General features: G+C 75.0%; 16 protein-coding genes. 12 read left to right on the plus strand and 4 right to left on the minus strand.

The genetic code is table 11. The annotated features are described in order from the left end of the window. The first annotated feature begins 205 nt into the window (after positions 1-205). Positions 206-916, plus strand: coding sequence for a hypothetical protein (locus JOE68_RS29860; RefSeq protein ID WP_204845704.1), 711 nt, complete (start codon positions 206-208; stop codon positions 914-916). Positions 917-1,208: 292 nt separating this feature from the next. Next, positions 1,209-1,604 (plus strand): MarR family winged helix-turn-helix transcriptional regulator, encoded by a 396-nt coding sequence (locus JOE68_RS29865; protein WP_204845705.1) that lies wholly within the window; start codon positions 1,209-1,211, stop codon positions 1,602-1,604. A 79-nt stretch (positions 1,605-1,683) separates the two neighbouring features. On the opposite strand, the gene JOE68_RS29870 is transcribed toward JOE68_RS29865, so the two are convergent. Continuing rightward, a complete protein-coding gene (locus tag JOE68_RS29870) occupies positions 1,684-1,929 on the minus strand; it encodes a DUF2630 family protein (protein ID WP_204845706.1) in 246 nt (81 codons plus the stop codon). 85 nt (positions 1,930-2,014) lie between these two features. On the opposite strand from JOE68_RS29870, the gene JOE68_RS29875 reads away from it, so the two are divergent. From JOE68_RS29875 to JOE68_RS29885, 3 genes are all read left to right on the plus strand, one after another. Then, positions 2,015-3,019, plus strand: coding sequence for a GlxA family transcriptional regulator (locus JOE68_RS29875; protein WP_239562398.1), 1,005 nt, complete (start codon positions 2,015-2,017; stop codon positions 3,017-3,019). Next, positions 3,016-3,789 (plus strand): DJ-1/PfpI family protein, encoded by a 774-nt coding sequence (locus tag JOE68_RS29880; protein ID WP_204845707.1) that lies wholly within the window; start codon positions 3,016-3,018, stop codon positions 3,787-3,789. Before JOE68_RS29875 ends, JOE68_RS29880 begins: the two co-directional genes overlap by 4 nt. Positions 3,790-4,000: 211 nt before the next feature. Further along, positions 4,001-4,612 (plus strand): VldE C-terminal domain-containing protein, encoded by a 612-nt coding sequence (locus JOE68_RS29885; RefSeq protein WP_204845708.1) that lies wholly within the window; start codon positions 4,001-4,003, stop codon positions 4,610-4,612. Positions 4,613-4,669: 57 nt separating this feature from the next. Here the strand turns inward: JOE68_RS29885 and JOE68_RS29890 are convergent, their stop codons facing one another. Next, positions 4,670-4,912, minus strand: coding sequence for a hypothetical protein (locus tag JOE68_RS29890; RefSeq protein ID WP_204845709.1), 243 nt, complete (start codon positions 4,910-4,912; stop codon positions 4,670-4,672). 319 nt (positions 4,913-5,231) lie between these two features. Between JOE68_RS29890 and JOE68_RS29895 the strand changes: the two genes are divergently transcribed. The 3 genes from JOE68_RS29895 (at position 5,232) to JOE68_RS29905 (ending at position 9,703) form a co-directional block, all read left to right on the plus strand. Then, positions 5,232-6,131 carry an SDR family oxidoreductase gene (locus tag JOE68_RS29895; RefSeq protein WP_204845710.1) on the plus strand — a complete coding sequence of 300 codons (900 nt, stop codon included), beginning with the start codon at positions 5,232-5,234 and terminating at the stop codon, positions 6,129-6,131. Positions 6,132-6,431: 300 nt separating this feature from the next. Then, positions 6,432-8,630 carry a S8 family peptidase gene (locus tag JOE68_RS29900; RefSeq protein WP_204845711.1) on the plus strand — a complete coding sequence of 733 codons (2,199 nt, stop codon included), beginning with the start codon at positions 6,432-6,434 and terminating at the stop codon, positions 8,628-8,630. Between the two features lie 125 nt (positions 8,631-8,755). Continuing rightward, positions 8,756-9,703, plus strand: a complete 948-nt coding sequence (locus JOE68_RS29905; protein ID WP_204845712.1) for a LysR family transcriptional regulator — start codon at positions 8,756-8,758, stop codon at positions 9,701-9,703. Between the two features lie 85 nt (positions 9,704-9,788). On the opposite strand, the gene JOE68_RS29910 is transcribed toward JOE68_RS29905, so the two are convergent. Then, the gene (locus JOE68_RS29910; RefSeq protein ID WP_204845713.1) at positions 9,789-10,730 is read right to left on the minus strand and encodes a zinc-binding dehydrogenase; all 942 of its coding nucleotides are present in this window, start codon (positions 10,728-10,730) and stop codon (positions 9,789-9,791) included. Positions 10,731-10,828: 98 nt separating this feature from the next. Between JOE68_RS29910 and JOE68_RS29915 the strand changes: the two genes are divergently transcribed. Next, positions 10,829-11,221 (plus strand): winged helix-turn-helix transcriptional regulator, encoded by a 393-nt coding sequence (locus JOE68_RS29915; RefSeq protein WP_372443345.1) that lies wholly within the window; start codon positions 10,829-10,831, stop codon positions 11,219-11,221. A gap of 106 nt (positions 11,222-11,327) precedes the next feature. Then, positions 11,328-11,480, plus strand: coding sequence for a hypothetical protein (locus tag JOE68_RS29920; RefSeq protein ID WP_204845714.1), 153 nt, complete (start codon positions 11,328-11,330; stop codon positions 11,478-11,480). 51 nt (positions 11,481-11,531) lie between these two features. Here JOE68_RS29920 and JOE68_RS29925 read toward each other — a convergent pair whose 3' ends face one another. Next, complete coding sequence (locus JOE68_RS29925; protein WP_204845715.1) at positions 11,532-11,960, minus strand: SRPBCC family protein; 429 nt, start codon at positions 11,958-11,960, stop codon at positions 11,532-11,534. Positions 11,961-12,625: 665 nt separating this feature from the next. Here JOE68_RS29925 and JOE68_RS29930 point away from each other — a divergent pair. Both JOE68_RS29930 and JOE68_RS29935 read left to right on the plus strand, forming a co-directional pair. Next, positions 12,626-13,357, plus strand: a complete 732-nt coding sequence (locus JOE68_RS29930) for a class I SAM-dependent methyltransferase (RefSeq protein ID WP_307819981.1) — start codon at positions 12,626-12,628, stop codon at positions 13,355-13,357. Further along, positions 13,344-14,921 (plus strand): FAD-dependent oxidoreductase, encoded by a 1,578-nt coding sequence (locus JOE68_RS29935; protein WP_204845716.1) that lies wholly within the window; start codon positions 13,344-13,346, stop codon positions 14,919-14,921. The genes JOE68_RS29930 and JOE68_RS29935 overlap by 14 nt, the downstream gene beginning before the upstream one ends. The last annotated feature ends 3 nt before the right edge of the window (positions 14,922-14,924 follow it).

A 14,924-nucleotide genomic window follows, 5' to 3' on the forward strand; every position in this document is an offset into this window, starting at 1 on the left:
CGCTATCAAGGTGGAGTGGGACCTGCATAGCAGCGGAGGGTGTCGGTCCAACTGCGGAAACGCGGGTCCCGGGCGTGACGTCGAGCCAGTACCGGTCGCCGGTGCGCCGCCGGCCTTGGTGATCGTTTCGGCCCCGCCACCGGCACGTCCGGGGTCGGTCGGCCCACGGGAAAGGGTCACGACGGGTGGAGAGGCGGTCCGAAGGATGTTGTCGCCCGGGCTGCTGCGACTGTTGGAGAACTGGTCGGACGAGATCGACGCGTTGATGGCCCTGGGCGACGAGGAGTTCTACTGGGAGGTGGAACACGCCGTCGCGGGCCAGTTCAGTACGGAACAGTGGGAACCCCGTGACGCCCCGTGGGCCTTGGCCGACGCCCACCGCGTCCTGGACAGGCTGTCCAGCGGGTGGTTCGGTCAGGACCGCCTGCTCTCCCCGGTGGCGCGGTACGTGGATCCTTCCGACCCGAAGATCGGCGCAGTCGAAGCGGCTTCCGGCGGCCGGGTGAACGCGGAGAAGCCGGAGAAGGGGGTGTGGACCGCGTCCCTGTTTCCGTCCGGTCGCACGACGTGGGATCGCGGGGAGGCGAGGTTCCGACACCTGGGGCGGGTCCGGTGTGTCGTCGAATTCGACGACACACGGGTGCGCGTCCACACCATCCACTCGCTGCAGGACTTCGCCGACCTCGTCCTCAGGTTCCCGGTTCCCGCTCCCGACGGCCGCGCGCGAGTCGACTGGACCGCCGTCGCGCGCTCCTACGACGCGGTCCACCTCACCGCCAAGGGCCTGCTCACCGCCGACAGGGTGCCGGTGCCGACCGACTGGGGTGTCGCCGAACTGTGGGGCTGGGGGTCGCAATCGACCGTGTGGTTCCGCCCTGCCGATCTGCACATCCATGTCGCGACCACCTCCACGTAGGAAGCGGCCCACAGCCGGTGGGCGCACCGCTCGGAGTGCAACCGCAGCGCAGATGGCCATGGGCCACGCCCCGCCCGACCGTCACCCCGGAGGCGCACCCGGGTCACTGGCCCGACGACGGGCGCGACGGCGCGCGGGATCGCCGACAAGGCGTTCGAGGGGTTCGCGGAGCGGATTCGCACCCGTTCTGCACCGGCTCTCGCAGGGCGGCCGGTCAACCGGCAAGAGCCGGTGCGGGTACTTTCAGGTGGAAGTCTTACAATCGGTGGCAAGTTCCGCAAGAGGAGGGCCGGTGCGCGACCCGCTGACCAGAGCGCTCACCCGGGCGGCCCGCACGGTGTCCGGTCGCGTCGAGCAGGTGCTGCGGCCCGAGGGCCTCACCGTCGACCAGTGGCTGGTGCTCGCGGCCCTGGCCGAGCAGCGCAGCCTGACCATGACGGAGCTGACGGCCCGGACCCCGGCCAGCGGGCCGACGGTGACCAGGGTGGTGGACCGGCTGGTCAGCACCGCGGCGGTCTACCGCGAGGTGGACCCGGAGGACCGCCGCAAGGTCCGCGTCTACCTCAGCCCCCGCGGCCGGGCGCTGCACAAGCGCGTCGCGGTGAAGGTGGACGAGGTCGAGCGCGAGCTGCTGGGCCAGTCCGGCACGAAGGTCCTGGACCTGCTGCACCGCCTCGCCGACGGCTGATCCGGCGGGGCGCGGGCCGTCCTGGCCCGGTGACCACCGCGGCGTCAGCGGGTGGTCCGTCGGGAGGGCCGGGCCGCGGTCACTGCCGGTAGCCCTCGACCTCGGCGGCGGGCCGCACGTCCGCCTCGTCCGGGTCCTGGCCGGCCGCCTGGCGGGCGCGGCGCTGCCGCAGCAGGTCCCAGCACTGGTCCAGGGCGATCTCCACCTCGCGCAGCCGGGCCTGCTCCTCGGCCGGGGCCAGCTCGCCCGCCGCCACCCGCTGCCGCAGCTCGTGCTCCTCGGCGACCAGCTCGCCGATCCGGGTGTGCAGCTCGGTGTCCGTCATGCGGCCAGCGTAGGCAGGCCCGGACCCGCCCGCCACCGAAGCGCCGGCCGTGCCACCGGGACCGCCGGCGCGGGATCGTGGCGGCATGGACACCCGGCGGCGCGTGCTCATCGTGGCCTACGACGACGCGCAGATCCTCGACATCGCCTGCCCCGCGGGGGCTTTCGACATCGCCAACCGGTACGGCGCGACCCCCGCCTACGCCATCGAGCTGGGCACCCTGGGCCGGCGGGCGGCCCGCAGCTCCGCCGGGGTCGTGGTGGGCGCCGCCCGCGGGCTGGAGTCGGTGACCGGGCGGCTGGACACCGTGATCGTCGCGGGCGGCATCGGGTTCGAGCGGGCGGCGGCGGACGCCCGGCTGCTGGCCCAGGTGCGGCGGCTGGCGAAGCGCAGCAGGCGCGTCGCGTCGGTCTGCACCGGCACCTACGTGCTGGCCGCCGCCGGGCTGCTGGACGACCGGAGGGTGACCACGCACTGGGGCTACGGCGAGCAGCTGGCCGCCCGGCACCCCGCCGTGGCGGTGGACGTGGGGCCGCTCTACATCCGCGACGGCGACGTCTACACCTCCGCCGGCGTCACCAGCGCGCTGGACCTGACCCTGTCGCTGATCGAGGACGACCACGGGCCGACGCTGGCCCGCGCCGTGGCCCGCGAGCTGGTGTCCTACCTGCACCGGCCCGCCGACCAGGCCCAGATCAGCGTGTTCCTGGCCGCGCCGCCGCCGGGCGACCGGCTGGTGCGCGACCTCGCCGGCTACATCGCGGGCCACCTGGCCGAGGACCTGTCGCCGGCCGCGCTGGCCGCGCGGGCGGGCGTGAGCCCTCGCCACCTGACGCGGCTGTTCGGCGCGCACCTGGGGACGACGCCGGCGCGCGCCGTGCGGGCGGCCCGCGCGGAGGCCGCGGTGCACCTGGTGCGCTCCAGCGAGCTGTCGCTGGCCGCGATCGCCCGCCGCTGCGGGTTCCGGTCGCCGCAGACGCTGCGCCAGGCGTTCCTGGACCACTACGGCGTCGCCGGGGACACGATCCGCAGGATGCCGGACATGCCGCGGGCGCGGGCGCCGCGGGCCGCCCAGGATCCGGTGGCATGACGAGTTCCACGACACGCAGGGCGCTGCTGGGCGCGACCGCGGCCTCCGCGGTCCTCGCGGCGGCCGGTGCCGCCGGGGCCGGGACCGCCGCGGCCGGGACCGCGCGCGCCGGGCAGCCGGCCGGCCCCGACATCGGCGTCCTGCTCTACGACGGCTTCAGCCTGCTGGACCCCACCGGCCCGGCCGAGGTGCTGTCCCGGCTGCCCGGCGCGCGGGTGACGATGATCGCCGAGCGCCGGGGTCCGGTCCGCACCGACACCGGGGACGTGGCGCTGCTGGCCGAGCGCTCGATCCACGAGGTCGACCGCCTGGACGTGCTGCTGGTCCCGGGCGCGGGCAACCGCGGCACGGTCGCGGCGATGGGCAACCGGGCGCTGCTGGGGTGGATCCGCCGCATCCACCGGCACAGCCGCTGGACGACGTCGGTGTGCACCGGGTCGCTGGTCCTGGCGGCGGCGGGCCTGCTCGACGGCCGGGAGGCCACCACCTACTGGGCCTCGGCCGACTACCTGCAGTCCGAGTTCGACGTCACCTACCGCCCCGAGCGGTACGTGCGCTCGGGGCGGATCGTCACGGCGGCCGGGGTGTCGGCGGGCATCGACATGGCCCTGTACCTGGCGTCGCTGATCGCGGGCGACACCGTGGCGAAGGGGGTGCAACTGGCCGTCGAGTACGACCCGCGGCCCCCGTTCGACGCCGGCGACGCCGCGGACGCCGACGCCGCGCTGAAGGAGCTGGCGCTGCGGCTGCTCGCCGAGTCCCAGGTGTGAGGGCCCGAACCGCGGCGGGCCGGGGTCCGCCGGTCGAACACCTGACCGGCCGCGCCACCCGACCGGCGAGTTTCACCGTCCATTCCGGGCGGCCGGCGGTTCCGGCGGGCGCGGGCGGGCACTCGGGGACGCAGCCGGGCGAGGTGGCGGTCGGACGGCTCCGGGCGCCGGTGACCTCGTCGGGCTCCGACCGCTCACCGAGGAGTACCCCGTGGGACAGAGGAAGACCGGCCCGCGCACCCGGATCGGGACGCTGTGCCTGATGCTGGCGGCGGTGCTGTCCGCCGCCCTGATGCCCGCCGCGTCGGCCGCGCCGCCGACGCCCGACTTCGGCGCCGGGATCGACGCCTACGCGGCCCACGAGCCGCAGAGCGCCTGCGAAGCCGACCCCAAACCCGGCGTGGTGGGTTTCAAGGACCTGCTGGTGGCGACCTACGGCGAGCGCGCCTGGGGGATCAGCCGGTCCTGCGACCAGGGCGGGGTCAGCGAGCACAAGGACGGCCGGGCGCTGGACTACGCCTTCGACGTCACCGACGCGGCCCAGCGGGCCGAGGCGGATGACCTGCTCGGCTGGCTGCTGGCCACCGACCGGCACGGCAACGCGCACGCGCTGGCCCGGCGGCTGGGGATCATGTACATCATCTGGAACAACCGGATCTGGCTGTCGGTCGACCCGCAGTGGAAGCAGTACAACGACTGCGCGGACGGCAGCGGCGACCCCACCGCCTGCCACCGGGACCACGTCCACTTCAGCTTCGGCTGGCCGGGCGCCCGCAAGGAGACCACGTGGTGGACCGCCTCCGCGGTGTCGCGGGTGGACTGACGCGGGTGGACCGGCGCCCGCGGGCGGACCCGCGCCCGCGGGCGCCCCGGCGCGGGCTCACGCCGCCGGCCCGGGTTCGGCCCAGCTGTCGTGCGCGGGTCGGACCTCCACGATGTTCGCGGCGTCCAGCACGACCATGGTCCGGTCGGGGCGCAGCACCGGCACCCACGAGCGGTGGGTCTCCGGGTCGACGACGTGCGGCCCGGTGATGACGCCGTGCGGGAACACCACCGGGTCGAAGACGTTCGGGTTGAGGTAGGTGACGATCGCGCCGCTCACGGGGCGGGGTTGGTAAGTCATGGCAACGTCCTTCGGCAGTAGACGTCGATCGCCTTCTCAGCCGACATCGCGTGCGACGCGGCGACCGTTCAACGTTCGGTTGGAATACCCCACCCCGTCCGCCGCAACCGCTCGTGGCCGCGCCCGCGGCGGTCGATCCCACCCCGTCGACCGGCCCGCACGCGCGCGGGGGCCGGGCCGGGCCACCCGCGGGGTCCACCGACCGGGTGACAGCGGTGGCCACCCGCCGGCGGCGGCGCGCACCGGGTGGGCTTGAAGCAGCCGCCGGCGGGAATACCCGGGGGGTGAGCGCACACCGATCCACCGAGGGGCGACCCGCATGACCCAGGACCAGCACGCGCAGCAGGACCCGAGGGAGCAGCACCCCGGACCGGAGCAGCAGGAGGGCCGGCCGCAGCAGCACCCCGGCACCGGCGGGGAGATGACGCCGGAACCCGACCACGGCGAGTCCTCCTACCGGGGCGCCGGGCGGCTGACCGACCGCAAGGCGGTGATCACCGGCGGCGACTCGGGCATCGGGCGCGCGGTGGCCATCGCGTTCGCCCGCGAGGGCGCCGACCTGGTCCTGTCCTACCTGCCCGAGGAGCAGGAGGACGCCGAGCGGACCGCCGAGCTGGTCCGCGAGGCCGGCCGCGAGGCGGTGCTCGTGCCGGGCGACCTGACCGACGAGGCGGCCTGCCGGCAGCTCGTGGAGCGGGCGGTGGCCGAGTTCGGGCGGATCGACGTCCTGGTCAACAACGCCGCCTACCAGATGTCGCAGGACGAGGGCCTGCTCGGCATCTCCAGCGAGCAGTTCGACCGGGTGCTCAAGACGAACCTGTACGCGATGTTCTGGCTGTGCAAGGCGGCGGTCCCGCACCTGCGGCCGGGGTCGTGCATCGTCAACACCTCCTCGATCCAGGCTTACCAGCCGTCGCCGCAGCTGATGGACTACGCGGCCACCAAGGCGGCGATCGTCAACTTCACCAAGGCGCTGTCGGCGGACCTCGCCGAGCGGGGCATCCGGGTCAACTCGGTCGCGCCGGGTCCGGTGTGGACACCGCTGATCCCGGCCACCATGCCGGCGGAGAAGGTCGACAGCTTCGGCGGGGACACCCCGCTGGGCCGCGCCGGGCAGCCGGCCGAACTGGCGCCCGCCTACGTCTTCTTCGCCTCGCAGGAGTCCAGCTACATCACCGGCGAGGTCCTGGGCGTGACCGGCGGCAAGTCGCTGAGCTGAGCCCGGGGCGCGGCCCGCACCCCTTCCCGAATGCGCCGGCCACCGCGACGACCCGCGGTGGCCGGCGCATTCGGCCATAGCGCACCGCGCATCATTCCCGACCCGTTATGGCCCGGTCGCGCCATTGCCCGGAAGCGTTCCGCGCGGCCTACGGGCTATCGCGCACTGCTGAACGGCTTCACTTCCGCACAACTGCTGGCGCCCGCCGGTCATCCGCGCGAGTGTTGCGGTCCCTTCCCTTCGCCCGGTCGCCCCGGAGGCGCGATCGGGCGGAGGTCCCTGCATTGAAGGAGACCATTCATGGAAGCAGTTCGTGCGCGCGGGCGGTGGCGGCGCGCCACCGCCGGCGCGGTCACCGCGGTCCTGGCGCTGGGCGTGAGCGCGGTCCCGGCCGCCGCGGCCGAGGGCGTCGTGCTGGGCGCGGACCGGCCCGGTTCGATCAAGGACAGCTACATCGTCGCGGTCAAGGACGTCCAGGGCGCCGCGGTCGCGGGGAAAGCCGCCGGCCTGACCGCCGAGTACGGCGGCACGGTCACCACCACCTGGCAGCACGCCCTGCGCGGCTTCTCGGCCAGGATGACCGCCGCGCAGGCGCGCCGGCTGGCCGCCGACCCGGCCGTCGCCTTCGTCGAGCAGGACGCCGAGGTCCGGGTCTCGGGCGAGCAGACCAACCCGCCGAACTGGGGGCTGGACCGCGTCGACCAGCGCGACCTGCCGCTGGACGGCAAGTACTCCTACGGCACCCGAGCCGAGAACGTCACCGCCTACGTCATCGACACCGGCGTGCGCACCTCGCACAGCGCGTTCGAGGGGCGGGCCACCTGGGGCGCCAACACCGTCGATTCCAACAACACCGACTGCCACGGCCACGGCACGCACGTCGCGGGCATCGTCGGGGGCAAGGAGCACGGCCTGGCCAAGGGCGTCCGGATCGTCGGGGTCAAGGTCCTCAACTGCACGGGCTCCGGCTCCAACACCGGCGTCATCAGCGGCGTCGAGTGGGTCACCGCCAACGCCGCGAAACCGGCCGTGGCGAACATGAGCCTGGGCGGCGGCGCGGCCACGGCGCTGGACACCGCGGTCCGCAACTCGATCGCCTCGGGCATCACCTACGCGCTCGCCTCGGCCAACGACAACCGGGACGCCTGCAACACCTCGCCCGCCCGCGTCGCCGAGGGCATCACGGTCAACGCCTCGGACAAGGGCGACACGCGGGCCACCTTCTCCAACTTCGGCACCTGCACCGACATCTTCGCGCCGGGCGTGGGCATCGTGTCGGCCTGGAAGGACAACGACAGCGCCACCTACACCGCCAGCGGCACGTCGATGGCGGCGCCGCACGTGGCGGGGGCCGCGGCGATCTGGCTGGCCGACCGGCCGGGCGACACCCCCGCGCAGGTGGGCGCGGGCATCATCGCCGCGGCCACCACGGGCAAGGTCGTCAACCCCGGCACGGGTTCCCCCAACCGGCTGCTGCACGTCGACCCGGGCGCCCAGGGCGACCCGGTGACCCTGCCCAACCCCGGCCGGCAGACCGGTGTCGTGGGCAAGCCGACCTACGTCAAGGTCGTGGCCTCCGGCGGCACCGGCCCGTACACGTGGTCGGCCAAGGGGCTGCCCGCCGGCATCGCGCTCCAGCCGAGCACGACCGAGGGCGCCATCGCGGAGGGCACGCCGACCGCCGCGGGCTCCCACGAGGTGGCGCTGACGGTGACCGACGCCGGGGGCTCCTCGGCGACCGCCGAGTTCACCTGGACGATCACCGACGGCGGTGGCGGCGGCGACCCGGTGGTCGCCGACCCCGGCCCGCAGGCCGGCGAGGTCGGCCAGGACGTCGAGCTGGAGATCGTGGTCGACGGCGGGACCAAGCCCCACACCTGGGCGGCCACCGGCCTGCCGGGCGGGCTGGCGATCGACGCCGGCACCGGTCTGGTCACCGGCCGGCTCGCCGCGGCGGGCAGGTTCACCACCACCGTGACGGTCACCGACGCGCAGGGCCGGTCCGGCCGGACGACCTTCGACTGGACCGTCACCGGGGGCTGCGCGCCCGGGCAGCGGGTGGTCAACCCCGGCTTCGAGTCCGGCGGCACGGGCTGGACGGCGTCGGCGCAGGTCATCGGCGAGCACGCGGGCGACGGCCAGCCCGCGCGCACGGGCAGCTGGAGCGCGTGGCTGGGCGGCTGGGGCCGCACCAGCAACGACTCGGTCAGCCAGAGCGTCGCGGTGCCGACCGGGTGCTCCAGCCTCAAGCTGTCGTTCTGGGTGCACATCGACACCGACGAGCGGGGTTCCACGGCCTACGACCGGCTCACGGTCACCGTCGGCGACAAGACGCTGAAGACGCTGTCCAACGTCGACGCCGCCGCCGGCTACCGGCAGCACACCTTCGACCTGGCGGCGTTCGCCGGGCAGACCGTGACGGTCCGGTTCAACGGCACGGAGGACACCAACCTGCAGACGTCCTTCGTCGTGGACGACGTCGCGCTGGACGTGGCGTGACGGCCCGCCGGTGACGACCGCGGGCGGCGGGCGACCCCGCCGCCCGCGGTTTTCCGGCGCGGTCGGGGAGGACAGGCGCACCATTCCCGGAGAAATCGGCTGAGCACATGTCGGTGGAACTCGAAGTGAGGCACCTGCGATTCCTCGTGGCCGTCGCGGACCACGGCAGCATCACCCGGGCCGCGGCTTCGCTCGGGATGTCGCAGCCTTCGTTGAGCACGCAGTTGAAGCGCATCGAGCGGTCGGTCGGCGGGCGGGTGTTCACCCGCAGCCGGCTCGGCGTGGAGGCGACCGCCTTCGGCCGCGGCCTGCTGGCCAGGGCCCGCTCCGTGCTGCGCGAGATGAACGGGCTGCTGGCCGCGGCCGAGCCGGTGGACGACCGCCGGTTCGCCCTGGGTGACGCGGGCGTGCTGCTGTCGGCCGTCGTGCCCCGCCTGGTGGCCGAACTGGCCGCCGACCCGCACGCCGGGCCGCCGCCGACCGTGCGCGCGCACATCGACCCGGCGGCCACCGTGCTGGTCGCGATGATGCGGGCGGGCGAGCTGGACGCCGCGGTGGTCAGCGACGTCATCGACTTCGGGACGGTGGACTACCGCGCCGTGCCGAACGCGGCGGTGGTGCCGCTGGAACCGGTGTTCGTCGCCCTGTCCCGGCGGCACCCGCTGGCCGGGCGAGCGGCGGTCGACCTCGCCGACCTGGCCGGCGAGCAGTGGTGCGTCAACCCGCACGACAACCCCGGCTGGCTGGCCGCGCTGCGCGCGGCGTGCGCCCGCGCCGGGTTCGGGCCGCGCGTCGCCTACGAGTGCAGCCACATGGCGGGCGCCCGCGCCCTCGTCGCCGGCGGGCAGTGCGTGGCCATCGCCGACCCGCTGTCCGCCGAGGGCCAGGACGTCGTCTTCCGCCCGCTGGCCGGCGACCCGGTGCGCGGCCGGGTCGACCTCGCCTGGGTCGACCCGTGCCCGGTGCCGCCAGCGCTGCTGCGGAAGGTCGTGGCCGAGTCCTACCTGGACATGGTCGACCACAACCCCACCTACCGCCGCTGGTGGTCCGAGCACGGCGGCGTCCTGACCTGACCGCGGCGGCGCCGTCGCCCGGCCCCGGCGCACCGGGCCGCACCCGCGGGGTCCGCGGTGGACCGGCGGGCGCCCGTGGCGGGGATCAGCCCTTCACGTGCAGCACAGCCTTGCCCCGCAGCTTCCGGTCCGCCAGCAACCCGAGCGCCTCGCCCGCGCGCGACCACGGCAGCCGGTGGCCGACCTGCGGGTGCAGCCGACCCGCCGCCGTCAACCGCACCAGGGCGGCCAGGTCGGCGTCCCACCGGTCACCGGTGTCGTGGACGGTGAACTGCCGCAGCGTCGCGGACTCGAAACCGCTGAAGTAGTCGAAGAAGTCCAACGTGACCGGCGTCCCCGAGACCTGGCCGAACCACAGCGCGAGACCGCCGCGCCGCAGCCGGGCCAGCGCCGTGCGGAGGTGGTCGCCGCCGACGGACTCCAGCACCACGTCGAACGGCCCGACGGCGTCCTCCACCCGGTGCACGACCGCCGCCGCGCCCAGGCCCGGCAAGCCCTGCCACGGCTCGTGGTCGGCCGCCACCGCGGTGACCTCCGCGCCCGCCGCGGCGGCCAGCTCCACCACGTAGTGCCCCACGCCGCCGGTGGCGCCGGTGAGCAGCACCCGGCGGCCCAGCAGCGGTCCGGCGGCGCGCAGCAGGCGCGCGGCGGTGGTGCCCGCCGTCGGCAGGGCCGCCGCCGTGGCCGCGTCCACCCCGGCCGGCAGCGCGGCGAGCCGGTCGGTGGCGACGGCGGCGAACTCCGCCCAGCCGCCGCCCGCGGGCGAGTGGCCGACCACGCGCTGCCCCGCGGCCGGTCCCGAACCGTCCCGGGCGGCCTCGACCACGACCCCCGCCAGGTCGTCGCCGGGCCGCCACGCCGCGTGCGGGCGCAGTTGCGGCGTGCTGGTCAGGTAGAGCAGGTCGGCGCGGTTGAGCGCGGTCGCCTCCACCTCGACCAGCGCCTCGTTCGCGGCGGGGACGGGCGCGGGGACGTCGGCGAGGGTCACCAGGGGGTCGGGCTCGCCGGTGGGCACCAGGGCACGCATCGCGGATCTCCGTTTCTTCCTTGCGGTTACCTGGTCACCGTAGGAAAGTGACGGGTGGGCCGGAAGAACGCACTTGCGGGTGAGAGGGGTACCCAGAGGTGAGCGACCAGGTCGCGCAGCCGCCGACACCGCCGGATGTGATGCGCGCCAACACGGTGGCGCGGGAGATGTTCGACCGGATCGCCGACAAGTGGGCGTTGCTGGTCGTCAACGCGCTCGGCGGGGGGACCCTCCGGTTCTCCGAGCTGCACGCGCGGGTCGAGGGCGTGAGCCACAAGATGCTCACGCAGACGTTGCGGGGCCTGGAACGCGACGGAGTGGTGGAGCGCCGCGTCCACCCGACCTCACCGCCCCGCGTGGACTACACCCTCACCGCCGCCGGCAGCGCCCTGTTGGCCACGGTGGCCGGCATCTGCGACTGGACCCGCGACCACATCGCGCACATCGAGTCGTCGCGCGCTTGCTACGACGCCCGGTCCGCGCAGCGCTGACGGGTCGACGAAGGGGTGGGATGGCGCAGGAGCGCCGGGGCCGGGGAATCCGGATCGGGATCCACGCGACGCGACCGAGGAGCAGGCCCGTGACCTGGTCGAGCGGGTGGAGCCGCTGCTGTGCCCGGAGCCGGGGCACAGCGGCCCGTACCGCGTCCCGCGGGGCATCGGGCTGGTCCCGGCGGAAGCGCTCGGGGAGGGCGCCCACCCCGAGCCGGTGGGGCAGCACCGCGTCGAACAACGCCTCGAAGACCCCTGAGCAGCGGTCGGGCCCGCCAGTGGTGCGGCCGGAACCGGTTGTCCGGTGCGGTCAGAACCAGTTGTCGCCCTTCTCCGCGGACTCCGTCTCGGTCTCCGCGGTGGCGCTGTGGGCGAGGACGGCCACCGCCTCCTCCAGGCCGCGCTGGACGTCCGGGCCGCCCGCCCGCTCGGTGTGCAGCGTCACCGCGATCTCGCTGCGGCCGGCGTCCAGGTCGGTGACCTTCAGGTCGCCGTGGTAGTCGCTCTCGCCGGGCGTGCCCCAGGACAGGGTCCGGCGGTCCCGGTCGACGCGCAGCCAGCCCTCCGCCTCGACGTGGCGGTCGCCCAGGTCGGCCTCCACGTGCACCCGGTCGCCGCCGGTCGGGTCCACCTCGGTCAGCTTCGGGAAGTAGCGGGGCAGGTTGTTCGGCTCCGCGAGGAAGTCGAACAGCCGGTCCGGTGGCACGTCGATCGTCGCTCGGTGCTCGTAGGTGCTCAACGTCCGACTCCTTCAGTCCGTCGTTCCGGTGCCACGGGTACCCGCCCGCGTGCGCGGCACACCGCTCATAGGGTGCGGCACACCGCCGGTCGGCGCGACACGTCGCCGACCGGCCCGTCACACCGGGGAAGGGCGCGCCTCGGCGCCTATGGGGGCGTGGCCGGGTGCGGCGCACATGCCGTGGGCGCGGTGCGTATGTCGGGAGCAGCGCTCATGCCGGAAGCGCGGTGCACGGCCGGCCGAAGGGGCGTGGCCCGTGCCGCCATGCGCACGGGCGGCGGTCACCCTACGGTGATCCACGGGGCTACCGGGCACTGGTCGGGCGGAGGACGCGATGGATCGTTGGCAGTACCTGGCGGTGCCGGCGGCGTCCCTGGCGTCGACCGCTGTGCCGGAGCCGGTGGGCGTCCACCGGTGGACCTCCCGGCCGGCGAGGTCGGGCGCGTGAGCGGGTGGGGCGTGGGTGGGGGAGTGCCCTGTGTTGGTGGCGCTGGGATCGTGCTCGCCATGCCGGACGGCGGTCGGCCGTCCGAGCCGGGCGCGCCGGGCGTGCGGTGCGCCGAGCGGGCGGTCGGCGGTGTGCGGTTGCCCCGGGATGTTCCGGTGGAGGACTTCTTGTCCGGTTTCTCGATGGTGACGTTGCCGCCACGGGGCCGGGAGTCGGCGTGACGCGCCGGTTGCGGGTGGCGGAGGTGCCCGGCGCGTTCGACGGCGCGGCGTCCGGGTACGACCTGCTGGTCGGGATGAACCCGGGCTACCACAAGGCACTGCGCCGGTCGGCCGCCGCCCTGCGGTTGCCCGCCTCGGGCGCGCGGGTGCTCGACCTGGGCTGCGGCACGGGCGCGTCCACGGCCGCGCTGCTGGCGGTCGCGCCGCACGCGGAGATCGTCGGGGTGGACGCGTCGGAGGGGATGCTGGCCCGCGCGCGGGCCAAGTCCTGGCCCGCCAACGTCTCGTTCGTCCGCGCGCGGGCCGAGGACCTGGCCGGAGCCGGTGTCACCGGCCCGTTCGACGCCGTGTTCGCCGCGTACCTGGTGCGCAACCTGGCCGACCCGGACCCGACCCTGCGCGCGGTGCGCGACCTGCTCCGCCCCGGTGGGCGGCTGGTGCTGCACGAGTACTCGGTGGCGGATTCGCCGCTGCGGCGGGCGATCTGGACCGCCGTGTGCTGGGCGGTGGTGATCCCCGGCGGCTGGGCCGTCACGCGCGACCGGAGCCTCTACACCTACCTGTGGCGCAGCGTGCTGCGCTTCGACGGCGCGAGCGCCCTGCGGGAGCGGTTGCGGCGCAACGGTTTCCGCCAAGTGCGCAGCGGCACCGCGACGGGGTGGCAGCGCGGGATCGTGCACACGTTCGTCGGGTGCGCGGAGGGTGAGGCGGCCGATGGCGAGCCGTGACCGCAAGGCGGTGCGGATCGACGGGCCGGCCGGGCGGCCGTCGTTCACGGGCAGCCCGCCGGTCGTGGTCGTGGTGGGTGGCGGCATCGCCGGGCTGGCCGCGGCGACGTCGCTGGCCGAGCGCGGCGCGCGGGTGGTGCTGTGCGAGCGGGAGGACCACCTCGGCGGCCGGGCCGGCGGGTGGCCGACCAGGCTGGCCGACGGCAGCGCGGCGACCATGACGCGCGGTTTCCACGCGTTCTTCCGGCAGTACTACAACCTGCGGGCGCTGCTGCGCCGCGTCGACCCGCACGGGGACGCGCTCGTCGGGTTGCCGGACTACCCGCTGTGGCACGCGGACGGGCACCGCGACGGCTTCGCCGGGCTGCCGACGGCCGTGCCGTGGAACGCGCTGGGGTTCCTGGCGCGCAGCCGCACCTTCCGGTGGCGCGACCTGCGCGACGTGGACGCCCGGGTGGCGCTGCCGCTGCTGGACGTCTCGGTCCCGCGCACCTACCACGAGCTGGACCGGCTGGACGCCGCCGACTACCTGGCGCGGCTGCGCTTCCCGGAGGCCGCGCACGCGCTGGCGTTCGAGGTGTTCTCGCGCAGCTTCTTCGCCCACCCGAGCCGGATGTCGGCCGCCGAGTTGGTGACGATGTTCCACACCTACTTCCTGGGTTCCAGCGAGGGCCTGCTGTTCGACGTGGCCGCCGACCCGTTCCCGCACCGCCTGTGGGACCCGCTCGGGCGACGCCTGACCGACCTCGGCGCGACCGTCCGCACCGGGGTCGAGGTGACGGCGGTGTCGCGCGGCGGGCCGAAGCGGTTCACCGTGCACTCGGCGAGCGCGGCTGCCGCGCTCGGCGGGGCGACCGCGGATGGCGGGGTGATAGCGGCGGACGCGGTGGTGCTGGCCCTGGACGTGCGCGGGCTGCGCCGGGTGGTCGAGTCCTCGCCGGAGCTGGGAGACCGGCCGTGGCGCGCCGACGTGGCCCGGCTGGAGACCGCGCCGCGGTTCCTGGTGTCCCGGTACTGGCTGGACCGACCGGTGGCGGCGGACCGGCCCGGTTTCGTGGGCACCAGCGGGTACGGGTTGCTGGACAACGTGTCGGTGCTCGACCGGTACGAGCACGAGGCGAGGGCGTGGGCGTCGCGGACGGGCGGGGCGGTGGTCGAGCTGCACGGCTACTCGCTGCCGGACGAGGTGGACGGCGCGGCGGCGCGCGGGCTGCTGCTGGAGCAGCTGCACGAGGTGTACCCGGAGACCAAGGCGGCCCGGGTCGTGGACGAGCGGCACGAACTGCGCGCCGACTGCCCGCTGTTCCCACCCGGCGGTTTCCCCCACCGCCCCCCGGTGCCGACACCGGAACCGTTCCTGGTGCTGGCAGGGGACCTGGTGCGGATCGACCTGCCGGTCGCCCTGATGGAACGCGCGGCCACCACCGGCTTCGCCGCGGCGAACCACCTGCTGCGCCGCTGGGGCGTCGCAGGCACCCCGCTGTGGTCGGTGCCGACCGCAGGCCGGGTGCCCCTGCTACGCGCGATCGCACGCAAGTGGGGCCACAACCCGCAACCCGGGTGACCC

This window comes from Saccharothrix algeriensis (genome assembly GCF_016907655.1).
Taxonomy (GTDB): Bacteria; Actinomycetota; Actinomycetes; order Mycobacteriales; family Pseudonocardiaceae; genus Actinosynnema; species Actinosynnema algeriense.